Raw genomic sequence first — 21,083 nt, 5'->3', positions numbered from 1 at the left:
AATGAATAATGTAAACGAAAAAATTTCCCAGTATCTCGGCTACCTGAAGCTGGATCCGGGTAATAGCATCCTGTGTGTACAGCTGGGCGACCTGTATCACAAGCTGGGGGACCTGGCGGAAGCGCGTAAATATTTTTCCCGGGCACTTGAGCAGGAACCCGAGAACAGTATCCACCATTCCAGGATGGGGAATGTCTGTCTTTCTGAACATAAATTTGAGGAAGCCATCAAATACTTTGAGGATGCACTAAAAATCGCTGATGAGGATCCAGGCCTCACGTACAACCTTGGTCTTGCGAAGTTTTACGCAAAGCAATTTGAAGAGGCCCTGTTGGCTTTTGAATCGCTGCAGGGCCAGTTGCAGGATTTGCCCGACCTTGGCTTCTACCTTGTTTCAAGCCTGCACAACCTGGGCAGGAAGAAAGATGCCATTGCCCAGGCGGAAGAGCTGCTCGTTAAGGCCCCTAGTAATAAGCTCCGTGGTTATCTTTCCCTTATTAGAATGGATGACTTCGATATGGCCGCCGCCGTCAGGGATGCGAATGAGGTCCTTATCAGCGATCCCGAGAATGTCGATGCTGCCACCGTGCTTGGTAACCACGCCATCGAAGAGCAGGAAATCACAAAAGCGAGAAAGCTGTTTGAGCTTGTGGCCGCGCGAGAGCCGGATAGTCCCCGGGGCTGGCAGGGTAAAGGGCTTGTCGCCTTGTTGGATAAGGACCTCGACTCAGCAGAGCACTATTTTCGGAAAACACTTGAGATCGACCCCCACCAGGTAGGTAATTACAACACCCTGGGATGGACCTACATTGTCAAGCACGACTTCCAGCGCGCTGAAGGGATTTTCCGCAAGGGTGTGGAGGCAAACAGGAATAACTCTGAAGTTCACGGTGGCCTGGCTGTAGCCCTGGTGTTCCAGAATAAGCTGGATGAGGGGCGTCGCGAGGCAGATACGGCGCTGAAACTCAATAAGTTTTCCTTCGGTGCTATTTATGCAAAGAGCATCATGCTGAAATTAAAAGGCAAGGATAAGGTTGCCTCGAAAGTGCTGGGGGGCATGCTGGATCAACCGCTGGGGGATGGAAAAGCTTCCCTGATGGATCACTTGAGAAAGTACGAGAGCCGAAATGGCGGCGAGACTGATAAGACGCTATGAGTGAAGACCTGGCTGTCTCGCTGCTTTCCCAGATGCTATGGGTTGCGATTAAGGTATCGGTGCCTGTTCTTGGTTTGACCCTGATTGTTGGTCTTGTTGTCAGCATTTTCCAGGTGGTCACCCAGCTTCAGGAAATGTCGTTAACATTTATTCCCAAGTTGTTGGTCGCAGGCTTGGCACTCATTGCTTTCGGCGGCTGGATAATTTCGCAGATAACGACATTTGCTGGTGGCCTTATCGGGCGTATACCAGAGATCCTGCAGGGACTCTAAGGTACTCGGCGATGGCTTTTCAATTTTCGAGTGAGTGGCTGCTGTCTGTATTGCTGGTTGCAACAAGGTTGTCACCACTTGTTTTCTTTAGCCCATTGTTTTCATTAAGTAAGGTCCCAGCCAGGATATCTGTGCTGCTTATTATTATTGCTGCAGTCGGTATATCGCCATTGATCAATACCGGTGGCATTGCGGGGATCGAGACAGCCGTTGAACTGGCTGTATTTGTCATGGGCGAGGTTGCCATCGGGCTACTGATGGCGTTCGGGGTGTTCGCCGCTTTCGCAGTGTTCAGCTTCGGCGGCAGGCTTCTGGATATGCAAATGGGTTTTGGTGTTGCCGCCGCAGTGGATCCGGCCAGCGGTGCGCAGTCACCTTTGATTGGTACGGCAATCCTCTCAACGGCGGTGCTGGTGTTCTTTCTTGCTGATTACCACCACGTTTTCCTGAAAGCCTTTATTTACAGCTTTTCGAGCTTACCCCTGGGGGGAGGGCTCGCAGGAATAAGTGGTAATGCTGTGATAGCGCAATTTGGCCTAATGTTTACATTAGGGCTAATTCTTGTGGCGCCAGTGGTGGTGGTCCTGCTATTCCTGGATGTTTCCATGGCATTAGCAGCAAGGTCGATGCCACAAATTAATATGTTCATGCTGAGCATACCTATAAAAATACTCGTCGGCCTCGTACTTTTGGCATTGCTTGCAGCAACCTTCGGGGAAATTTTTACCCAGGCCTATGAGTCGATATTTGGTTACTGGGGAGCGTTAGTCTAATGGCCTCGGATGAACAGGAACAGGACCGATCGGAACCGGCAACGCCTTACAAGCTTGAGCAGGCCAGGCAGCGTGGCCAGGTGGCAAAAAGTATAGAAGTTAATGCCTGGGTTATTCTCGCAATTTGTACGTTGGTCGTATTCGGTCTCTTTGACACGTTGGTAAGAAACTACCTGCACGCAAGTCGGTTCTATCTTGCCAACGCGGGAAGTATTCCGCTCAACGGAAATAATGCCGTTCTTTTGTTAGAAAAAGTATTTGATGACTTAACTTTTGTCTTTGCGCCAATAATTGCCGCAATTGTAATTGCCGCCATCTCAGCCAGTTTTATACAGATCGGGCCGGTCTTCAGTTTGCATCCGCTGAAGCCGGATTTTAAACGGCTGAATCCCGCTGAAGGATTCAAGCGGATTTTCAATAAAAAAATAATTTACGAGCTGATAAAGACCTCGATAAAAATTTCAATTGTTGCGGCCCTGGTTTGGACTGCCGCAGCCATGACCATCGACCAGATTTTTCAGCTCAGGGGCGCTGGCATAGGGCACCAGCTGCAAGAGCTATCAGGTATTGGTTTTATATGGGTCGCCATGGTGCTGTCTGGCCTGGGGGCAATCGCGATCGTTGACCTGGCGTATACGCGATGGGAATACAAGGACAATATGCGTATGAGCCGCCGCGAGATAAAGGAGGAGGTCAAGCGGCGTGACGGGGACCCGAAAGTCAAGGCAAAGATAAAGGAGCTTCAACGTGAAGCGGCGAAAAAGGGGCAATCCCTTGCGAATATCCCGGATTCGGATGTGTTAATCACAAACCCGACGCATATCAGTATCGCTATAAGGTATGACCGAGAAGTAATGCCCGCACCGATTGTTACTGCCAAGGGTGCTGGTGATCTTGCACTGAAGATGCGTATTAAGGCGTCGCAATCGGGAGTGCCAATAATTGAAAATAAGCAATTGGCGAGGTTGCTGTATCGTGAAAGCCAGCTGCAGGACTCGATCCCGCCGGAAACATTTCCCGACGTCGCAAAGATCCTTGTGGATGTAATAAGAAAGAAGGCAGAGGTGAAGAAGTAGGATGAAATGGAATAAAAGCCTTCTTTCAGGACACAGTGACCTGATGCTGGTGTTGGCAATGGTGGGGATCCTTATGGTCCTTTTTACGCCAATACCCGCAGTGTTGCTCGATTTTCTGCTGGTACTCAATATTGCATTCGCACTACTGATCCTTCTGCTGACCTTTTATGTAGAGAAGCCGACGAAATTCTCTACATTTCCCTCTTTGCTCCTGATGGCAACCCTCTTCAGGCTTTCCCTGAATATTGCTGCTACACGGCTAATTCTTGATGATGCCGATGCAGGGCAGGTAATCGGTGCCATCGGCGAGCATGTCGTATCAGGGAACTATGTGATTGGCCTGATCGTATTCCTCGTCCTTATCGTCGTGCAATATGTAGTTGTGACCAACGGTGCGCAGCGGGTGGCCGAAGTCTCGGCGCGCTTCACCCTGGACAGTATGCCAGGCAAGCAAATGAGCATTGATGCTGATCTCAATATCGGGTTGATCGACGAGCATGAGGCAAAGCGCCGTCGTGAAGAGATTGAGAAAGAGAGCAATTTCTACGGATCCATGGACGGTGCCAGTAAGTTTGTAAAGGGAGATGCAATCGCCGGAATTATTATCATACTGATCGATATTATTGGCGGGCTGACCATCGGTATCGCGCAAAAGGGTATGTCCTGGTCAGAAGCACTGCAGACCTTCACGCTACTGACTGTGGGTGATGGGATCGTGACCCAGATTCCAGCGCTGATAATCTCTACAGGCACGGGAATAATCGTTACCCGGGCCACCTCAGATGCGTCCCTGTCACAGGAGATCAGTCGCCAGATTACCTCTTTCCCCAAGATTCTGGTGTTGATTGGGCTGGCACTACTTTTAATACTGTTTCTTCCTGGTTTGCCGGCACTACCAGTATTAACAGCCCTCGCTATCGTTGGCGCGCTGACATACTTTGCCATTACCAAGGGCAAGGTGTCTGTTACAGATGAGCCAGAGAATGAGGCTGAAGAGCCAGACGTATACCAGTCACTCGGGGTGGATCCACTGGTAATCGAGATTGGCCCGGGCCTTACGGAGGCTTTCACCGATGGCGGATCCTTTAATGAGCGAATTGCCAGCTATCGAAAGAAGAGTGCCCGAGAAACTGGCTTTGTGATTCCATCAGTAAAAGTCATGGATGGCGAAGGCCTCACGGAGACGGAGTACCAGATATTGGTAAATGACGTCCCGATTTCTTCCGGACACCTGCATCTGGATAAATTGCTGGCCATCAACCCCGGTGATGCCGGTGAAGAGATAGAGGGAATAGAAACCAAAGAACCGACGTACGGTTTGCCGGCACGCTGGATTGATGAAGGCTCGCTACAGCTGGCCGAGTTAAACGGTTATACGATTGTCGATCCGGTTACTGTCTTGATCACCCACTTGAGTGAGATTCTGAAAAGTAGTGCGTCGGAGCTGTTAACGCGAAAAGAGGTCGAGCAACTCGTCAATCAGCTACGGCCCGATTATACAAGCGTGATCGACGAGCTGATTCCATCCCTGATGACCATGACAGATGTCCAGAAGGTGTTGCAAACCCTGCTTTCTGAACATGTTTCAATCAGGAACATGCCGATGATTCTTGAAGTTCTTGTAGACAAAGCCCGTATTAGCAAGGACACATCCTACCTTGCCGACCAGGTCAGGGAGCGGCTGGCTGGGCAGATATGTCGCCAGTTGGCTAATGACCAGAACGACTTGTATGTGATGGTCCTGGATCCGGCTGTTGAAAAAACCATCAATGAGTCGTTGCAGCGAATCCAGGAAGGTCGTGCACCGATGGACCCGAAATTCTCAGAGCAGCTATTAAAGCGTATTGCCGGCAATGTTGAAAAAATGATGTCTGCGAATATCAATCCGGTTTTGCTCTGTAATCACGGCATTCGTTCGTACCTGAGAGACTTCTCGTCCAAGGCAATACCGCAGCTGTCAGTATTGTCGATGAACGAAGTAAGTAAGAATGTGCAATTAAAATCTTTTGGTGTAGTCACCGTTTGAGGATTCAGTAACGATGGATAGTGTACTGGCAATCGCTGAGGCAAATATTTCTGCGCGCATGGAGCAGATCTCAGTAAGTAGTAATAATGTGGCGAATATGAGCACCACGGGGTATAGGAGCTCATTATTGGTAGAACCTTCTTTTGAGCGCGCCTATACAGAGGCCCAGGGTTCTATCCATAAAGGCCACTATACGCACGTGGATTTTACGCCAGGTAACATCCGTACTACTGGACGATCACTGGACTTTGCCCTCGCCGGTGACGGGTTCTTCAAGCTCGATACAACTTCAGGAACCTACCTGACCCGAAACGGCCAATTCAATATTGCAGAGGGTGGCCAGCTGGTCGGGGCCAATGGCTGGCCTGTGAGCCTTGTAGGGCAGCAGGCTCCGCTGGATCGCGATATTGAAGTGCGACAGGACGGCAGGATATTCAGTAAAGGTGAAGAGGTGGCCCGCTTCGATATCGTTATCTCTGATGGCAGCCAGATGGAGGAGGTCGCTCCAGGGCTATATAAGGTTGGGGAGTCTGGATTGGAGGGGCACGAAAATCCGCAACTGATCCAGTCGCACCTGGAGGCATCTAACGTCAACATGCTACATGAAATGCAGAAAATGATGTCCGCGGTCCGGAGTATTGAAAGCTCACAAAAGATACTCCGGAATTACGATGCGCTTATGGATACTGCAATTACCACTCTTGGTGAATTCTAGGAAAGATCATGATTGATTCATTTTTCATCGCAGCAACAGGCATGCATGCACAACAGAAGCAGATTGACTCGGTGTCGAATAACCTCGCCAATCTGAACACGCATAGCTACAAGAAAAGCCACGTAGCATTTGAATCACTGATGGCCACCCAATTAGAAAAGTCCTTTCATGCGCCTTATGTAAGGGAAGTTACGGTAAAAGGGGTTGGAGTGTCCGCTGTCAAGCAGAACACGGATTTCAGTGCTGGCGAGATGATACAGACAGGGCGGGCGCTTGACGTGGCTATCAATGGCGAGGGCTTTTTCGAAGTCCAGTTGCCGGATGGTAGCTATGCCTATACCCGAAACGGTCATTTTGAGGTGAATAGCGAAGGGGTTCTCGTAACCTCTGGCGGGGCAATGGTAAGCCCGGGCACCGAGATCCCATTCGATGCAACTGACGTTGTCATTGGCGGAGATGGCGCGGTACAGGTGAAATATGCGAATGCACAGGAATTTGTCCAGGTGGGAAGCCTGGAGATTGCCCGTTTCGAAAATGAGTCAACCCTGGTTCCAATTGGTAGCAGCATGTACCTGAAAACAGAGCAGTCAGGAGACCCTGTTTTCTCCCGACCTGATGAGTTTGGTGCAGGAAAAGTTCGCCAGGGATACCTCGAAAGCTCAAATGTTGAAATGGTTGAAGAGATTACAACGATGATGGTTGCGCAGAGGGCATACCAGGCAAACTCACGGGTACTGCAAATGTCAGACCAGGTCCTGGAAATTATCAATAACCTGAAAAGCTAAAGCTGATGCTGGCAGCGCATTTGCTTAGCCTGGTTCTCTCTGTCGGGTCGTCTTCAGTCATGACAATTGACCTTAAGACCACTGTGGTTATTGAGTCGGCCTACCCCGTTCTCGGGGACCTCGCTGTAATCTCGCAGAAAACAGCAGGCAGTGATGCTTTAGATCTCGCGGGTGTACCTATCGGTGGTCCACTACTACCTGGGCGGAAATACAGATATAGCAGGGCAGAGGTGGAATATCACCTGAGACAGGCTGGAGTTGATCTATCAGGTATTGAATGGGGTGGCCCAGCTCGGGTGACGGTGAATCGTAAGCTGGGCCAGCTGGGTGCCCACCGACTCGAGCAGCGAGTCAAGGAAGAAGTGGCTGCAAGATTCGCGGTACCTTTGGAGAGCCTTGAGATATCTATCGATGATGGCTTCTCGATTGGCGTTCCAGATGGAGAATTTGGTCTGGATGTGCAGATAGAACAGTCAGCCCCAGCCAAACAGATGTCGGCTCTTATTGCAGTCACATCAGCCGGAAGGTTGATACGGAAGGACAGAGTAAGGTTCTGTGTTTCTCTGTGGAAGCTGGCCATCACAGCAGCAACAGATATTCGCAGTAATACGGAGATCTCTCATAGCCTGGTTTCCAGGGAGTCTGTAGATGTACTGACCGCAAGAGGGGAGGTGGTTGAGTCACTGAGCGAATTGGCGGGAACAAGGGTGGTACGGCCGGTGCGTGCTGGACAGCCGATTGCCCTGGTCGATATAGAGCCGGTCCCTGCTGTACTGAAAAGTCGTGAAGTAGAAGTGATATATGCCAGCGGGAAGATAGCGATAAAAATGAAAGGGATGGCTCTTGAGGATGGGATTATAGGTGAAACTGTAATGGTCTCCATCCCGACATCAGATACACCTGTGACCATAAAAGTGACAGGAGAAAAACAGGGGAGGATAGAAAATGGCGTATGACGCAGGCAAAAAAGGTGTTTTATGCCTCATTCTGATGCTGGCGCCCGGGTTGGTTCTCGCTAATGGGGGACCTGGCTTTGAGGCCGAGCCAGAGGAAGAGTATCCCGAAGAGACCGGATCGCTCTATTCGGAAGAGACATATCAGTCCCTTGTCGAGGATCATCGCGCAAGATTTCTGGGTGATACGCTTACCGTGCTCATCCACGAGGCTGCAAGTGCAACAAGCAAAGCCGATACGGACACTGAAAAGAACTCCAAGATATCTGTCAGGGCCTCTGATACTCATAATACGGTTGGCGGTGACTTTCGGGGTTCCTCCGAGTTTGATGGTGGAGGTGTAGAACGGCGATCCGGGGAAGTGATCGGCAAGATCAGTACGACTGTTGAGGCAATCTTGCCCAACGGTGAACTCTTTGTGCGCGGCCAGCAGGTGATTTCGCTGAACAATGAAGCCCAGACGATTTTCGTCGAGGGACGGGTACGCCCAGAAGACATATCTGCCGATAACACCATTCTTTCTACACGACTGGCAGATTCAAATATCAAATTCCAGGGGGATGGTCTGCTCTCACGTAAAGAAACCCCTGGCCTGATATCTAGAGCGCTGGAGTGGCTATTTTAATGCGGTACGTTTATTCCTTTCTGAAGATTGCCGTGTTGATTTTCCTTGGGACCGGCTATTCATTGCATGTGAGTGCCGAAAGCGTTCGCCTGAAGGAGCTGGCCCGCCTCAAGGCCGATCGCGCGAATATGCTCGTTGGTTACGGTGTTGTGACTGGCCTGGCAGGCACCGGGGATAGCTACAATAACCGGCTTACCAAGCAGTCTATTAGCAACCTGGTCGAGAACCTTGGTCTCAATATCGATTCCCGAGACCTGAGGGCCAGGAACGTAGCTGCAGTAATGATCACGGCCTCGCTTCCTCCGTTCGCCCAGCCGGGTTCCAGTATTGACGTGACCGTAAGCTCTATGGGGGATGCGCGCTCCCTGCTCGGCGGAACACTCGTAACGACACCTCTGCTTGGTCCAGATCAAAGGATTTATGCCCTAGCACAGGGAGCTCTCTCGATCGGTGGTTATCGGTATGACCTCAACGGCAACCTTGTGCAGAAGAATCATCCGACCACAGGGACAATCGCCAATGGCGGTATTATTGAGCGTGCAGTTGCCAATGGACCAAGCGGGCGGGACAAGAGACTCACGTATGTCCTGAACACTCCTGACATTACAACTATCAGCCGAATTGTCGATACAGTGAACAGCCGGTTTGGTGGTGAGTTTGCAGCCGTGGTTGGTCCTGGCACATTCGAAGTCTATCCGCCACAGCAGGGTAATAATGGTCTGTACCAGTTCCTGGCGAAACTGGAGTCATTGACGATTAACCCGGATATCAGGGCGAGAGTTGTTCTCAATGAGCGCACGGGCACAGTGATTGCTGGTGGGGATGTCAGGATTTCACCTACCACTATTACACACGGCGATATGGTCGTCTCAATAAGCACAGATTTTTACGTATCCCAGCCAAATGTGTACTTCGGTCGAAATAATCTCCCGAATGTAAGCACTGAGGTTGTGCCGGATACGGAGATAAATGTAATAGAAGAAGAGTCCGTAATGATCAATATGCCAGAGGAAAGTAATGTGGCAGAGCTGGTAACTGCGTTGAGAAAAGTCAATGCCAGCAGCAGGGATATCATTACTGTATTACAGGGACTCAAGGCTGCCGGTGCGCTGCATGCGGAACTGGTGATTCAATAAGGGAGTTAGAAAAATGATAGATGAGTTATCAGGCTCAACATCTGCGCTGGTAAAGGTAATGTTGGATGCCAATCTGCAGTCCCAACGCTTATCTGCCAACAATATCGCAAATGTGAATAGTCGTGGATACAGCCCTATGGCCGTGGATTTTACCAGGCTCTACCAGGACGCGGAGGCCATCCTGCTTGGCAAGGGAGAGTCATCGGTCAATGAGCTGAATGCGGTCAAGGGGGCAGTCGGCTCAAGGGAATATACCCTGACACAGAATTCTGAAGTGTCTCTGGATATGGAGATGGTTCGTTTGAACCAGGCGGTAGTCCAATACCAGACATTACTTAAGGCGTTGGGAAAATATGGTGGCCTGGTGAAGATGGCCATTAACGGTGAGCAGGCGAAGTAAAATGAGCTATCTGGCAGTTTTTGATATCAGTGCTTCAGGCATGAGCATTGAGAAGTCACGTCTTGAGCTTGTCGCGACCAATCTCGCAAATGCGAATAAAACGCGGCCGGCGAGTGAGGCGCCATACAGTGCAAAGAGCCTGGTTTCTACTGCGGCATCAGCGTCATCCTTCTCCAGGGAGCTTGATGCGGCCGGACAGGTTCCGGCATACGGTGTTGAGCAAGCCATGATTCTCCAGAGCACAGAGCAGCACCGGGTCAGCTATGAACCGGCTCACCCTCACGCGGATAAGGATGGTTTCGTGAAGTACTCAAATGTTGACCTGCTTACGGAGATGATGTCGATGATGCGCTCTGTGCGGGCCTATGAGGCCAATGTAAAGGCGGTAAACGCCTATAAGGCCATGGTCCAGCAGGCATTGGAAATAGGAAGCTAAAACTATGGCGATAGAACCGATCAGTGAAATCGGCATTGAATCACTTGTCCCCTCAAGGCTGCAGCATTCTGAATCTGAAAACTTTTCATCCTGGTTTACCCAGCAACTGGGTGACCTCGATAACCAGATACAGAAATCCGAGGCGGCCCTGCAGGATCTGGCGTTGGGTAAGGCAGAGAACGTCCATGATGTTATGTTCGAGCTGGAAAAGAGTCGCACAGCGTTTCAGTTGACGTTACAAGTTCGTAACAAGGTGCTCGAGGGTTACCAGGAAATTATGCGAATGCAGGTTTAAGCCTGCATTTATAGGGGTTATTGATGAAGTTTTTAGAGGGAAAGCCGCTACTGTTTGGCGGCATCGCATTGATCGTGGTATTCCTGGTGGTTGCCTCGTACTGGATACTTTCCTCCGGTGAAGAGGTTCTGTTCAGGGAGCTCGCCCCAGAGGAGGTGGATAAGGTTTCCGCCGAGTTGAGCGTACGGTCGATAGAGCACAGTATTGACAGGGCCCAGGGCACAATCAGTGTGGCCAAGGCGGACCTGTCTCGTGCGAAGGAGACCGTAATGAACAGTGGCAATGCCTTTCGTGAAATCATTGGTTTCGAACTGTTCAATGAGTCAGATTTCGGCATCACCGATTTTGCCCAGAGGGTGAATTACCAGAGGGCATTGGAGGGTGAGCTATCCAGGACAATCGGTTCTCTAGATGATATCCGGCATGCCCGTGTTCATCTTGTGCTCCCGGAAAAGAAGCTCTTCTCTGAAGACGAGGAGAAAGTATCGGCCTCAATTACGGTATATCTCGATCCCGGAAAGGAAATCAGTGCTTCCCAGGTGGCAGGCATCAAGAAGCTGGTTGAGTCCTCGGTTCCCAAGATATTGCCCCAGGATATCTCCATTGTTGATCAGTCAGGCCGGGTACTTGAGGGCGGAGTGTCCAGCGGGGATGGTGTGGTTGGCGGCCAGCTACGCGAGAAGATCCGTACCGAAAAGTATTTGCAGGGCAAACTGTCGAATATTCTGGACGGAAGCCTTGGGCCGTCCAGCTATGTTGCCCATGTCGACGTATCTCTAGTGATGAATAATCGGACTGTCCAGACAGAGCGGTTGATATCGCCAGGGGACGGTGCCGGAATAAAGAAGATCAGGGAGACCGAAAGCCGCGGGGCGGGCGAGGATCAGGGCAGCCGTGACAAGTCCAGGGAGGTCAGTTACGAGTATGGCCGGGAAATCAGTAATACCGAGTACGCGGGATACGACATCGCGCGGGTGAGTGTAGGGGTAGTCATCGATACCGGGCTTGAGGGTGTGAAGACGGATGACGTCCGGGATCTTGTCTCTTCGGTTCTGGGTATGAAGCCGGACCGCGGTGACACAGTTACCGTGATCAGGAACAACATTGCACTCAAAAAAGCATTTGATAAATACAATCAACAACCGCTACCAGAGGCCCCTGAACAGGACCGGCCGGAACCCTCTCTCGCGGTTCCCTCACAGTATATCCTGATCGCAATCGCACTGTTGCTGGGTCTTGGTGCCATCCTTATGGCAGGCAGGATGATTACAGAGCGTTCCAGGGTACGCAGGGTTTCTAGGCAGCTTCAGCAATGGGCTGAGCTCCCCAGTAATGTGGTGGAATACAGTGATAGATGAGAAGCAATTGGCGATAGATATCTTTCTCCTGCCTCGAAGAAAGCGCGAGAAAATGCTATCCGGCCTACCGGAATCACGCAGGGAGATCCTTGAGAGCTATTTCGCCAAATTTAAGGCCGCGGCTGACGATAAGCCAGAGCCCGGAAAGCCCATGTTACCGGTAGACTTCAGCAGGTCGTCTATGGTGGCCGAGCAGTTGCCAGGTGGCTCCGCGGCACTTATCCGTCGTGTGGACAGGCTCCTGGCAGGCGATGACCAGGCTTTTCCAGAAGCCCTTGGAAAAGCGCTGCAGGACTACTGTCGCTCCTCCAATGAGGTGAAGAATGCCAACCAGCGTTAAGAGAAAGCTTCTTGGTGCCCTGTCCGAGGGAGATGTTACTCATGCACCAGAAACAGCATCAGCTGAGTCTGTTGCCCCTCCTGCGGAGAACATGGAAGAGATAAAGTCGCGCATGCACCAGATGGATGCAGAAATTTTGCGCTTGCGTGAAGAGCTGGCCCGGAGTAGGGCTGCGGCAGAGCAGCTCCAGGAATCTCTTGCAAGAGCCGATGAGGATGCTTACCAGGCGGCGATGGAAAGAGGTCGTGCAGATGGTGTGAAAGCCTATGAAGACAAGATCCAGGAGATTGAGTCTCGCCATGGCAGGGGGCTGGAGGAATTGATGCAGCTGGTTTCCTCAGCGATGCAGGAAGAGCGCCAGTTTATTCAGCAGAATATTGCCGATACCGTTGCCGTATCGGTAGCCAGGATCATTGGAGAGAGCCGAATCAACCCGAATTACCTGGCTGACAGCATCTGCAAAGTTGTTGAGGAGCTTCGCAGTCGAGGTAGAGCGGAGGTTATCCTGGGAGAGAAACTCCATAGTGCGCTCTCGAGGAGCCGTGCGACCTTCGAACGGGTTTCCCAGCTCGCATCTATCAGCTGCAAGCCTGAGCTGGAGCCCTTTGGAATCCTGGTTGACGTTGAGGATGAAGTAGTCGATGCCGGCTATGAGTCCCAGGTTCGCAAGGTCCACCAGCTGATCTCTGACTATCTGGGCTCGCGCAATGCTTGAGGAACTCAACCTCCGGATTCAATCCGCAAACTTGCTCGAGTCATACGGCAAGGTTGAGGAGTTTGTGGGCCTCAGTGTCAAGGCAAAAGTCCGGGATGCCTTTTACGGCGAGGTATGCACTATCTCCAGTAGCCGGGGCCATAGCCTGGATGCGGAGGTAAAGGGGTTTCGGGATGGCAAGGTCGTCCTTCTGCCCTATGGGGATCTTACGGGGCTAACCCCTGGCTGTTTTGTCAGGAGAACGCACTCTGTTCTCCAGGTCCCTGTCAGCGATGCCATGCTTGGCCGTGTACTTGATGGAATGGCGAGACCTATAGACAGTGGGCAGCCCGTTAGTAAAGGCGCAAGCAGGCCGCTTCGGGCCGGTTCTTTGTCGCCTATGGATCGGGGCCGTATCAATACCGTGCTGGAGACCGGGGTCAAGGCCGTTGACAGTATGCTCACGATCGGTGAGGGCCAGAGGATTGGTGTCTTCGCCGGAGCAGGTGTAGGGAAGTCCTCTCTCCTGGGTATGCTAACCAGTGGTGTAGATGCTGACATTACGGTAATTGCCCTGATTGGGGAGCGCGGCAGGGAGGTCAAGGATTTCCTCGAGGAGGTTATTACTCCCGAACAGCGCCAGAGAACGGTAATTATTGCCGCGACGGCGGATGAGCCGGCAGTTATGCGGGTGAATGCGGCTTTTACGGCGATGGCTATCTGTGAGTTCTTTCGCGATCAGGGTAAGCGGGTATTCCTCGCTATGGATTCGCTGACAAGGCTGGCAATGGCGCAACGGGAAGTCGGCCTGGCAGTCGGTGAGCCCCCCACTGCCAGGGGTTACACCCCCTCGGTGTTTGCCTTGCTGCCTGAACTGGTAGAGCGCGCCGGCAAGAAAGAGGGTGCCGGAAGTATCACTGGGGTGTACACCTTGCTGGTCGAAAACGAGGAGGCTGAGGATCCGGTGGCTGAGTGTGCCCGAGCCATACTGGATGGCCATATCGTGCTTAATCGCTCAATTGCGAATGAAGGGCGATATCCTGCGATTGACTATCTCTCAAGTATCAGCCGACTGGCAGGAAAGCTTCAGTCCCCACGTGAGCAGCAGCTTTGTAGAAAATCACGGAGTCTTATCAAGGCATATATTGAGGGGAAAGAATTAATCGGCTTGGGCGCCTACCAGGAAGGGCAGAATGCCGAGGTTGACCAGGCACTCGATCAGGTGCCAAGGCTGTATGCGCTTTTCCGGCAGGATGGAAGTGCAGATATGGATCGTGCCGGCGTTTACCTGCAGATGGCCAAGATCATGGGTGAAGCATGAGTGAACTGGCCCAGCTGAATAGTCTGCTGAAAATCAGTCGCGCGGAGATCGGGCAGATCATGGCAGATATTGCAGAGTTAAATTCCTCTATAGACCGGTTGGTGGCGGAGGATGCCCAGGCAGGGAAGGACATCTCCGCTGCCGAGTTGGCGTATCGGGCGATACTCAGGGACGACCTGACGGCGTTCAAGCTAGAACAGCTATCCCTGATACGGGAAAGAGTTGTGTATTTCGAGGCCCGCCAGGTACAGCTTCGTACCCAGTTGAAGGAATTGCGTGAACGCGCTGACTCACTAAAGGCCTCGGTTCAGGCTCGCGATGGAAAATGTAAGCGATATGAAGAGCGAATCGCAGAATTGAGAAGGGATATTGGACGACGTAATGAAAGACGGCGTGATCGTCTCTGTGAAGAGCACATCCTGACAAAGTGGGCTGCCTATGAAGGTCGTTGATTTGCCAACTACGGCTAACGTTGCGGGCGCCAACCTGGGGTCGAACAAAAGGGATCTTGGCTGGGAAAAAGAGTTCCTGCAACAGCAGTCACGTTATTCCGGTGGGGACTCCAGGGGCGGTGTCGAAAACCGCACAGCTGATAAGCCGGAGGTGGCGGCAACAGCTGGTCGACATCGACCCCCGGCCCCAGCGGGCAAGGTGGCGGAGCTGGCGCGGCAGCCCGGGCCGCTGGCCCGGCAGGGGCATGGCCTGCCCTCACCGGGGGAGAAGATGGCAATTGGTGCCTATAAACAGCTTGGTGCGCTCGGTTCCCGCCCTGAGGGGCAGCGTTTGGTGCAAAGTACGCTGAGCCGGTTGGGCACGCCCAATTTACCGCGGGCTTCCGGTCTCCAAACCTATCTGGCACGTCTCAGGGGACACCTGGTGGTGGATAGTAAGGGGGGCGTATCAATCTGGATCGGAAAAAAACTGGACAGTAACGAGAAGAAAGCAGTCATTGAGTACGTCAAGGCTGCGCTTCGGGAAAACGGGCTGGTGCTCAGGCAGTTAACTGTGGCCGGGGCGGTCGAGAAAGTTTAATAAATACAAAGGTGGGCAAGTAAATGGATATAGGCACGCTAGGGGCAGTAAATTCTACCTCCACACAGCAGCAACAGACTGCAACCGTGAACCAGGAGGACCTGTTCAACATCCTCCTGACACAGCTGAACTACCAGGACCCGCTTGAGCCGATCGATAATGCCGAGTTTATTTCCCAGCTGGCGCAATTTACCAGCCTGGAGCAGGCGCGCCAGACTAACGAGAGTATCCAGTCGCTGATCAAGATTGAAGCGGCAAACCAGGCGATCGGCATCCTCAGCAGGACGGTCGAGGTGGCAACTGAAACCAGTCGGGAGCTGGGGGATGTAATTTCCGTAAATTTCAATTCCGGGTCACCAGTTCTAACCATTGAGACCTCGGATGGCCGTTTCTTGACAGACATTCCTCTTTCCCAGGTACAGGCAGTAGGTAGCTAATTATGTTGAGTACTGTTTTTTCCAGCCTTGCAGGCTTGCAGACGTTCAGTAAGGGCCTTGACGTTATCAGCGGGAACGTGGCCAATGTGAATACACCGGGATACAAGGGTAACCAGGCGGTCTTTGCCGATGTTTACTATGGCTACCAGTACTCCGATGGTGACCGCCCATACCTGGAGAATGGCATTACCGGCGCAGGTTCCGAGGTTATCCAGACCACAATCAATTTTTCGCAGGGCGACCTGCGGGATACCGGTAATGACACCGACCTGGCGATCGATGGCGAAGGGTTCTTTATCCTGGAAGAGGATGGCAAACGTTTCTATTCCAGATTCGGGCAATTTTCATTTGATAACGACGATTACCTGGTATCGCCTTCGGGTGCAAAGGTAATGGCTCTCGATGACGCCGGAAACCTGGTGCCCCTGAGCCTTGATGGCTTGAAAACCATGCCGGCAAGGCCAACAGAAAACCTCACTTTCCTGGGCAACCTGTCACTGGGTTCAACCCAGCACGTGATTTCGGATGTCGAGGTAATCGACTCGCTGGGCTCTACACAGGTGCTGACCCTGACGTTTCGCAACAATAACGCGAATACACCCAGGAGCTGGTTTGTAGACGTTCGTGATGCTGATAACAACCTGGTGGCATCGGACCTGGAGATACGCTTCCAGGATAACGGGTCCCCGGCCGACGGCTTCAATACGGTGTCGTTCGACTTCCAGCCCCAGGATCGGGCCAACCAGAATATCACCCTCAATTTTGGCGATGTTGGGTCATTCGCTTTTGCCACCTCCTTCTCGGGCGCATCAGCCTCCGACCTGGCGCTTGAGGATAATGACGGCTACCAGCAGGGAGCCCTGCTTGGACTGTCCTTCAATGAGGATGGTGTGCTGGAAGCAAACTACAGCAATGAGGAAACCCAGCAGGGCCAGCAGATCGCTCTTGCGCATATCCATGACAAGCAGGCGCTTACCCAGCTGGGCCAGGGGCTATTCGAGGCCAATCCACAGCAAACAATCGAGATCGGGCAGCCAAACCAGGATATCTATGGCCTGGTACTCGGGCAGAAACTCGAGGCATCCAATGTTGAGCTGTCCCAGCAGTTTACGGACATGGTCGTGGTTCAGCGCGGCTACCAGGCATCCTCGCAGATGCTGACAGCGGTTAACGAGATGATGCAGCAGTTGCTGGAGGCATCCAAGTGACGATCGTGACAGACGTTATTCGTGATTTCGAGTTTGTCGGTAGCCAGCGTCTAAAACGACTGCGCGCAGAACTTGAGCGCCGTCTCGAGGCCTTTGAGGCGGGATGGTGGCATGGCGTAAATACCCTGAAGCTTGTGGATGTGTGCGAGTTCTACACAGAGTCGTCCCTTTACCATGACTATCGTATTTTCAGGAATATTCGCTTCGGTGATGAAAATATCATATTTGTTGGTGATTCGGCGGTCTGGCACGAACTGTTTTCCTCACTTTTTGAAGGTGAGTCGCTGGAGAGCGATGAACTGGAGCATCACATACTGCAACGGCTGTGCGAGGATTTCTGCCGCCGAATGGTGCCTGATGCGGATGGTGAAAGCATCAGTGTCGACGACCATGACGAGTCGGTAAACCGGTATGGAAGCGGTTGCGTTGCACTTGAAATGGACGTCCGCGGCATCCCGGTCTCGATATTGCTAACACGTGGAATATGGAAGGGGCTGCTTGGGCCTGTGAAAACTGAACCCAGCAAAGGCGTCCAGCCGTTAAACAGTGCGGTGGGTCCCCAGAATACGTTGCTCCGGGCATATTTCAAAGCCAGTGATATTCCATGTGAGTCAGTAATGGGTTTGAAGCCTGGTGACTTTATCCCGTTGGGCCAGGATTTTACCGGCGTGGTCAGCGTGTCTTGTGGCTCGCAGCCAGACCTGTTTGCGGCTGTCCTGGGTAAAACGGATGAAAACCGGGCTATTAAAATTACGTAACAGTTGAGAGGTAGTTGTTGTGGAAACTTTGGATGTGGAACTTCAGGAATTGACGCAGGACAGTGAGGGCGCGACCGTTGTTCCTCCATCAGTGGATATGATCCGGCATGTGCAAGTCGAGCTTCGCGTCTCCGTCGGTAGTGCCCGTATATCCGTGGAGGAGCTATTTAACCTGAAAAAAGGAGAGCTTCTTTCCCTGGATAAAAAGGTTGATGAGCCCGTGGATGTATTTGTTAACGGTGCATTGGTTGCCAGGGGTGTATTGGCCTCGCAGGGCGATTCACTGGGTGTCAGGATTACCGAGATTGATAATGCCAACAAAGCGGTATCCTGACAGGCATAAGGAGTCCCAGTGGTGAAATGTCGGGCAAATGGACTGCGGTTTGCAGCCGTGCTGTTAGTTTCCAATAGCCCTGTTGCTATGGCCCAGGCAGGGACTGATTTCCTTGTCTGGACCTTTGCCAAGGCGCTGCTTTCGGTGCTGGTGCTTCTGGGCCTGACTTTTGTTGCCCTAAAGGCCTATGTTCACTGGCGGGGGCAGGGCAGTAGTACTGGCGGTAACACTGCCGAAATAGGCCTGCAAGAGCGAAAGCGTGTCAGTAATAGCCTTACGCTGTATTCAATTTCCTGGAAAGGCAAGGAATACCTGGTAGCGGAAATGGGGAACAACCTCACCGTAGTAGATAAAACAGAAAAAGATGTAGAAGCATGAGGTCATTGTTGTTCATTCTCCTGGCTCTTTTGCCAGGGATTGTTGCCGCTGCCGATGTGTCATTCCCTGGTGTTGATATCCAGTTTGATGATGGGGGCGCGGATCTAAGCCTGGCGCTGAAGATTCTGCTGGGTATGACGGTGCTTAGCCTTGCGCCGGGCATCCTGATAGTCATGACCTCCTTCACCCGTATCATCCTGGTGCTGGCTATGTTGCGGCATGCGTTGGGCATGCAGCAGACACCGCCAAATATGGTGCTGGTCAGTCTTGCGCTGATACTCACCCTGTTCAGCATGAAGCCTGTCATCGAGGAGATTAACAGTCAGGCATACCAACCCTATACAAATGAGGAAATCGGCTCCGAAGCCGCCCTTGATCGGGGCGTGCAGCCCCTGCGGAGCTTCATGCTGCGGCAGACCAGGGAAGAAGACCTTGAGTTGATCTACGAGATAATGGCCGACGACCCTCCTGGCAAGGTTGATGATGTGGAACTCTCTGCACTGGTGCCCGCATTCCTCCTCAGCGAACTCAGGACCGCGTTCCAGATTGGCTTTATCATTTTTATCCCATTTCTGCTTGTGGATATTGTTGTGGCCAGCATGTTGATGTCACTGGGTATGATGATGGTCCCGCCGATGATGATTTCGCTTCCTATCAAGATCCTGGTGTTTGTCCTGATTGATGGCTGGAGTCTCGTAACCCTGTCATTGATGAACAGTTTTGTGTAGAGCGCGCCAATGGCAGGGATGCTCGATAGTTCCAGTCAAGAAGCAGCACTGTGGGATTCGTTCTCAGAGGGTGACCGTTCCGCAAGGGAAAAGTTGATTCTCATGCATCGCGGTCTCGCTGCGAAGATTGCGGGTAAATTTTATGCGGGCCGGATTGTCGATACGGTCTCATACGAGGATTACCTGCAGTTTGCCCTGCTCGGGCTGATTGAGGCTCTCGACCGCTTCGATATCCGCGAAGGGGTAAAGTTTTCGACGTTTGCCGGTTACCGGATCCGGGGTGCAATCCTTAACGGGCTCCCGAAAATGACCGAAAGCGCGAGCCAGTACGAGTTCTATAAAAGGGCCATGGAAGAAAGGAACGAATCGCTGATAGGTAATGGCGATGTCGATTTCGCAGGCTTTGTCGATGCGATCCTGAACCTGGCAGTGGGATTCCAGCTGGATGCAATCATGGCGGGTGAGCAGGCCCGTGACCATGGTGACCCCTATGCCAGCCATCATTACGACCAGCTTTTGCGCAGTATTTCAACGCTGGTGAAAAAATTGCCTGCCAAGCAGTATATGGTAGTGCGTGGCCACTATTTTGAATTCAAGTCCTTTTCCGATATCGGCCAGGAGCTGCAACTTTCCAAAGGGCGAATCTCCCAAATCCACAAGGAGGCCCTGACTCGCCTTCGTGAACTTCTCCGACAGCGGGACCATGTAAGCCTCGTCTAGCCCGCAGCCATTCACCTTGCCATTCCCTCGATAAAGCCAATCCAGTGCCCTGTGCTGTTCAGGACGTGTCTCTCTCCCAGTGGGTTGTGATTCGCGTCACATAAATGAATCGTGCGCCTAAACGTTAGTTCTCCCGACAGGAAAACCAGACAAATCAAGAAAAATCGCACGGCCGCGCTCGTGCCAATTGAATTCCTGGGGAACTCAAAATGTCTGTAACTCTTGTTGGCGGTAACGAACTGGGCCTGCTGGACTCTTCTTACGCACTCCTGAACGATAATAAACGCACGGCCAACAACCAGGTGGGCGGCGACGAGAAGCTGTACGTCAACGTCTCCAACGGCAACCTGCTCATCCAGCACCAGGACGCCTACCTGCCCAGCATGGGTGACGACTTCAACCTGGTGCGCACCTACAACGCCCGCGGGGCCGCCAGCGATGCCCACGGCCACGAGGACGCCCGCTGGTACTTCTCCACCGGCATCCGCCTGGACGTCAGGCAGGGTGGCCAGTACCTGGAGGTCCGCTACGGCGATGGCAGCCTGTACGATTATTTCTGGGATGAGGCCCGCCAGCTGTATGTGTCGGTGGACGGCGCCGGCGCCTACGAGACCATCCGCGACCTGGGGGCCATCGGCGATACCGATCCCGCCTTCGAGCTTACCCGTGCCGACCAGACCAGGCTGACCTTCTCCAAGCAGGGCGAACTGCTGGCCTGGGAGGACACCAACGGTGTGCGCATGGAGTACACCTACGAGTCCGATCGCCTGGTGCAGGTGCGCGACGACACCGGCCACGAGGTCAACTACACCTACCTCAACGGCCAGCTCTACCAGGTCACCGACGAGACCGGCGGCGTGCTGGTGGAGTACCGCTACGAGAGCGGCCGCCTTGTGGAAGTGGTGGACCGCATGGGCCACTCCACCAAGTACCACTACACCACCAACGGCTTTATCGAGCGCATCGAACTGCCCTCTGAGCAGGACGCCGATGGCGATGGCGTGGCCGAGACCTACGCCCAGCGCGATATCAGCATCACCTATGAAACCGTCAACTGGCGCGGGGATACCAAGGCAACCTCTCAGGCGGTAACGTCCATCACCGATACTGGATACGAGTGATTTTAC

27 protein-coding genes are annotated in these 21,083 nt (G+C 52.5%); all 27 read left to right on the top strand.

Features of this window, described 5'->3' with window-relative positions; translation table 11 throughout:
* Position 1: 1 nt before the first annotated feature.
* Positions 2-1,156 carry a tetratricopeptide repeat protein gene (locus LVD10_RS08000; RefSeq protein ID WP_237062890.1) on the top strand — a complete coding sequence of 385 codons (1,155 nt, stop codon included), beginning with the start codon at positions 2-4 and terminating at the stop codon, positions 1,154-1,156.
* Entirely contained in the window at positions 1,153-1,428 is a 276-nt protein-coding gene (locus LVD10_RS07995; protein WP_233006504.1) for a flagellar biosynthetic protein FliQ, read from the top strand. The genes LVD10_RS08000 and LVD10_RS07995 overlap by 4 nt, the downstream gene beginning before the upstream one ends.
* An 11-nt stretch (positions 1,429-1,439) precedes the next feature.
* Positions 1,440-2,201 carry a flagellar biosynthetic protein FliR gene (locus tag LVD10_RS07990; protein WP_237062888.1) on the top strand — a complete coding sequence of 254 codons (762 nt, stop codon included), beginning with the start codon at positions 1,440-1,442 and terminating at the stop codon, positions 2,199-2,201.
* Entirely contained in the window at positions 2,201-3,277 is a 1,077-nt protein-coding gene (locus LVD10_RS07985) for an EscU/YscU/HrcU family type III secretion system export apparatus switch protein (RefSeq protein ID WP_233006502.1), read from the top strand. Before LVD10_RS07990 ends, LVD10_RS07985 begins: the two co-directional genes overlap by 1 nt.
* 1 nt (position 3,278) lies before the next feature.
* Complete coding sequence (gene flhA, locus LVD10_RS07980; RefSeq protein ID WP_233006501.1) at positions 3,279-5,303, top strand: flagellar biosynthesis protein FlhA; 2,025 nt, start codon at positions 3,279-3,281, stop codon at positions 5,301-5,303.
* A gap of 13 nt (positions 5,304-5,316) precedes the next feature.
* Positions 5,317-6,018 (top strand): flagellar hook-basal body protein, encoded by a 702-nt coding sequence (locus tag LVD10_RS07975; protein WP_237062886.1) that lies wholly within the window; start codon positions 5,317-5,319, stop codon positions 6,016-6,018.
* Between the two features lie 8 nt (positions 6,019-6,026).
* Positions 6,027-6,803, top strand: coding sequence for a flagellar basal-body rod protein FlgG (gene flgG / locus LVD10_RS07970; RefSeq protein ID WP_233006499.1), 777 nt, complete (start codon positions 6,027-6,029; stop codon positions 6,801-6,803).
* A gap of 59 nt (positions 6,804-6,862) precedes the next feature.
* The gene (gene flgA, locus LVD10_RS07965; RefSeq protein ID WP_233006498.1) at positions 6,863-7,759 is read left to right on the top strand and encodes a flagellar basal body P-ring formation chaperone FlgA; all 897 of its coding nucleotides are present in this window, start codon (positions 6,863-6,865) and stop codon (positions 7,757-7,759) included.
* Positions 7,749-8,381, top strand: a complete 633-nt coding sequence (locus tag LVD10_RS07960; protein WP_233006497.1) for a flagellar basal body L-ring protein FlgH — start codon at positions 7,749-7,751, stop codon at positions 8,379-8,381. The genes flgA and LVD10_RS07960 overlap by 11 nt, the downstream gene beginning before the upstream one ends.
* Positions 8,369-9,517 (top strand): flagellar basal body P-ring protein FlgI, encoded by a 1,149-nt coding sequence (locus LVD10_RS07955; protein WP_233006496.1) that lies wholly within the window; start codon positions 8,369-8,371, stop codon positions 9,515-9,517. The genes LVD10_RS07960 and LVD10_RS07955 overlap by 13 nt, the downstream gene beginning before the upstream one ends.
* A gap of 13 nt (positions 9,518-9,530) precedes the next feature.
* Positions 9,531-9,917, top strand: coding sequence for a flagellar basal body rod protein FlgB (locus tag LVD10_RS07950; protein WP_233006495.1), 387 nt, complete (start codon positions 9,531-9,533; stop codon positions 9,915-9,917).
* A gap of 1 nt (position 9,918) precedes the next feature.
* Entirely contained in the window at positions 9,919-10,353 is a 435-nt protein-coding gene (flgC, locus tag LVD10_RS07945) for a flagellar basal body rod protein FlgC (protein ID WP_237062883.1), read from the top strand.
* Between the two features lie 4 nt (positions 10,354-10,357).
* On the top strand, positions 10,358-10,648 hold the full coding sequence (fliE, locus tag LVD10_RS07940) for a flagellar hook-basal body complex protein FliE (RefSeq protein WP_237062881.1): 291 nt from the start codon (positions 10,358-10,360) through the stop codon (positions 10,646-10,648).
* A gap of 23 nt (positions 10,649-10,671) precedes the next feature.
* Complete coding sequence (fliF, locus tag LVD10_RS07935; RefSeq protein ID WP_233006492.1) at positions 10,672-12,006, top strand: flagellar basal-body MS-ring/collar protein FliF; 1,335 nt, start codon at positions 10,672-10,674, stop codon at positions 12,004-12,006.
* A gap of 151 nt (positions 12,007-12,157) precedes the next feature.
* Positions 12,158-12,346: a hypothetical protein gene (locus tag LVD10_RS07930; protein WP_233006491.1), complete on the top strand. Its 189-nt coding sequence runs from the start codon at positions 12,158-12,160 to the stop codon at positions 12,344-12,346.
* 91 nt (positions 12,347-12,437) lie between these two features.
* Entirely contained in the window at positions 12,438-13,061 is a 624-nt protein-coding gene (locus LVD10_RS07925; protein ID WP_233006490.1) for a FliH/SctL family protein, read from the top strand.
* Complete coding sequence (locus tag LVD10_RS07920; protein ID WP_237062879.1) at positions 13,054-14,361, top strand: FliI/YscN family ATPase; 1,308 nt, start codon at positions 13,054-13,056, stop codon at positions 14,359-14,361. The genes LVD10_RS07925 and LVD10_RS07920 overlap by 8 nt, the downstream gene beginning before the upstream one ends.
* On the top strand, positions 14,358-14,813 hold the full coding sequence (locus tag LVD10_RS07915) for a hypothetical protein (RefSeq protein ID WP_237062877.1): 456 nt from the start codon (positions 14,358-14,360) through the stop codon (positions 14,811-14,813). Before LVD10_RS07920 ends, LVD10_RS07915 begins: the two co-directional genes overlap by 4 nt.
* Entirely contained in the window at positions 14,800-15,393 is a 594-nt protein-coding gene (locus LVD10_RS07910; protein WP_237062876.1) for a hypothetical protein, read from the top strand. Before LVD10_RS07915 ends, LVD10_RS07910 begins: the two co-directional genes overlap by 14 nt.
* A gap of 23 nt (positions 15,394-15,416) precedes the next feature.
* On the top strand, positions 15,417-15,830 hold the full coding sequence (locus tag LVD10_RS07905; protein WP_237062874.1) for a flagellar hook assembly protein FlgD: 414 nt from the start codon (positions 15,417-15,419) through the stop codon (positions 15,828-15,830).
* A 2-nt stretch (positions 15,831-15,832) separates the two neighbouring features.
* Positions 15,833-17,038: a flagellar basal-body rod protein FlgF gene (gene flgF / locus LVD10_RS07900; protein WP_233006485.1), complete on the top strand. Its 1,206-nt coding sequence runs from the start codon at positions 15,833-15,835 to the stop codon at positions 17,036-17,038.
* Positions 17,035-17,796, top strand: a complete 762-nt coding sequence (locus LVD10_RS18045; RefSeq protein ID WP_237062872.1) for a FliM/FliN family flagellar motor switch protein — start codon at positions 17,035-17,037, stop codon at positions 17,794-17,796. The genes flgF and LVD10_RS18045 overlap by 4 nt, the downstream gene beginning before the upstream one ends.
* A gap of 19 nt (positions 17,797-17,815) precedes the next feature.
* Positions 17,816-18,130, top strand: a complete 315-nt coding sequence (locus LVD10_RS07890) for a FliM/FliN family flagellar motor switch protein (RefSeq protein WP_233006483.1) — start codon at positions 17,816-17,818, stop codon at positions 18,128-18,130.
* A 21-nt stretch (positions 18,131-18,151) separates the two neighbouring features.
* On the top strand, positions 18,152-18,508 hold the full coding sequence (locus tag LVD10_RS07885; protein WP_233006482.1) for a hypothetical protein: 357 nt from the start codon (positions 18,152-18,154) through the stop codon (positions 18,506-18,508).
* 8 nt (positions 18,509-18,516) lie between these two features.
* Positions 18,517-19,236 carry a flagellar type III secretion system pore protein FliP gene (gene fliP / locus LVD10_RS07880; protein WP_233006481.1) on the top strand — a complete coding sequence of 240 codons (720 nt, stop codon included), beginning with the start codon at positions 18,517-18,519 and terminating at the stop codon, positions 19,234-19,236.
* A gap of 9 nt (positions 19,237-19,245) precedes the next feature.
* A complete protein-coding gene (locus LVD10_RS07875) occupies positions 19,246-19,956 on the top strand; it encodes a sigma-70 family RNA polymerase sigma factor (protein WP_233006480.1) in 711 nt (236 codons plus the stop codon).
* A gap of 209 nt (positions 19,957-20,165) precedes the next feature.
* Complete coding sequence (locus LVD10_RS07870; RefSeq protein WP_237062870.1) at positions 20,166-21,077, top strand: DUF6531 domain-containing protein; 912 nt, start codon at positions 20,166-20,168, stop codon at positions 21,075-21,077.
* The last annotated feature ends 6 nt before the right edge of the window (positions 21,078-21,083 follow it).

The organism is Microbulbifer zhoushanensis (assembly GCF_021729055.1).
Taxonomy (GTDB): domain Bacteria; phylum Pseudomonadota; class Gammaproteobacteria; order Pseudomonadales; family Cellvibrionaceae; genus Microbulbifer; species Microbulbifer zhoushanensis.
Note: the sequence above shows the minus strand (reverse complement) of the source record. Positions and strands in the feature narration are given on the sequence as shown.

Excerpts from the sequence above, each read along its gene's own strand:
- flhA (WP_233006501.1), top strand. The coding sequence starts at position 3,279 with ATGAAATGGAATAAAAGCCTTCTTTCAGGACACAGTGACCTGATGCTG.
- LVD10_RS07950 (WP_233006495.1), top strand. The coding sequence starts at position 9,531 with ATGATAGATGAGTTATCAGGCTCAACATCTGCGCTGGTAAAGGTAATG.
- flgF (WP_233006485.1), top strand. The coding sequence starts at position 15,833 with ATGTTGAGTACTGTTTTTTCCAGCCTTGCAGGCTTGCAGACGTTCAGT.
- LVD10_RS07960 (WP_233006497.1), top strand. The coding sequence starts at position 7,749 with ATGGCGTATGACGCAGGCAAAAAAGGTGTTTTATGCCTCATTCTGATG.
- flgG (WP_233006499.1), top strand. The coding sequence starts at position 6,027 with ATGATTGATTCATTTTTCATCGCAGCAACAGGCATGCATGCACAACAG.
- flgC (WP_237062883.1), top strand. The coding sequence starts at position 9,919 with ATGAGCTATCTGGCAGTTTTTGATATCAGTGCTTCAGGCATGAGCATT.
- LVD10_RS07975 (WP_237062886.1), top strand. The coding sequence starts at position 5,317 with ATGGATAGTGTACTGGCAATCGCTGAGGCAAATATTTCTGCGCGCATG.
- LVD10_RS07995 (WP_233006504.1), top strand. The coding sequence starts at position 1,153 with ATGAGTGAAGACCTGGCTGTCTCGCTGCTTTCCCAGATGCTATGGGTT.
- fliF (WP_233006492.1), top strand. The coding sequence starts at position 10,672 with ATGAAGTTTTTAGAGGGAAAGCCGCTACTGTTTGGCGGCATCGCATTG.
- LVD10_RS07930 (WP_233006491.1), top strand. The coding sequence starts at position 12,158 with ATGTTACCGGTAGACTTCAGCAGGTCGTCTATGGTGGCCGAGCAGTTG.
- LVD10_RS07870 (WP_237062870.1), top strand. The coding sequence starts at position 20,166 with ATGTCTGTAACTCTTGTTGGCGGTAACGAACTGGGCCTGCTGGACTCT.
- LVD10_RS07920 (WP_237062879.1), top strand. The coding sequence starts at position 13,054 with ATGCTTGAGGAACTCAACCTCCGGATTCAATCCGCAAACTTGCTCGAG.
- LVD10_RS08000 (WP_237062890.1), top strand. The coding sequence starts at position 2 with ATGAATAATGTAAACGAAAAAATTTCCCAGTATCTCGGCTACCTGAAG.
- flgA (WP_233006498.1), top strand. The coding sequence starts at position 6,863 with ATGACAATTGACCTTAAGACCACTGTGGTTATTGAGTCGGCCTACCCC.
- fliE (WP_237062881.1), top strand. The coding sequence starts at position 10,358 with ATGGCGATAGAACCGATCAGTGAAATCGGCATTGAATCACTTGTCCCC.
- LVD10_RS07915 (WP_237062877.1), top strand. The coding sequence starts at position 14,358 with ATGAGTGAACTGGCCCAGCTGAATAGTCTGCTGAAAATCAGTCGCGCG.
- LVD10_RS07985 (WP_233006502.1), top strand. The coding sequence starts at position 2,201 with ATGGCCTCGGATGAACAGGAACAGGACCGATCGGAACCGGCAACGCCT.
- LVD10_RS07925 (WP_233006490.1), top strand. The coding sequence starts at position 12,438 with ATGGAAGAGATAAAGTCGCGCATGCACCAGATGGATGCAGAAATTTTG.
- LVD10_RS07910 (WP_237062876.1), top strand. The coding sequence starts at position 14,800 with ATGAAGGTCGTTGATTTGCCAACTACGGCTAACGTTGCGGGCGCCAAC.
- LVD10_RS07875 (WP_233006480.1), top strand. The coding sequence starts at position 19,246 with ATGGCAGGGATGCTCGATAGTTCCAGTCAAGAAGCAGCACTGTGGGAT.
- LVD10_RS07990 (WP_237062888.1), top strand. The coding sequence starts at position 1,440 with ATGGCTTTTCAATTTTCGAGTGAGTGGCTGCTGTCTGTATTGCTGGTT.
- LVD10_RS07905 (WP_237062874.1), top strand. The coding sequence starts at position 15,417 with ATGGATATAGGCACGCTAGGGGCAGTAAATTCTACCTCCACACAGCAG.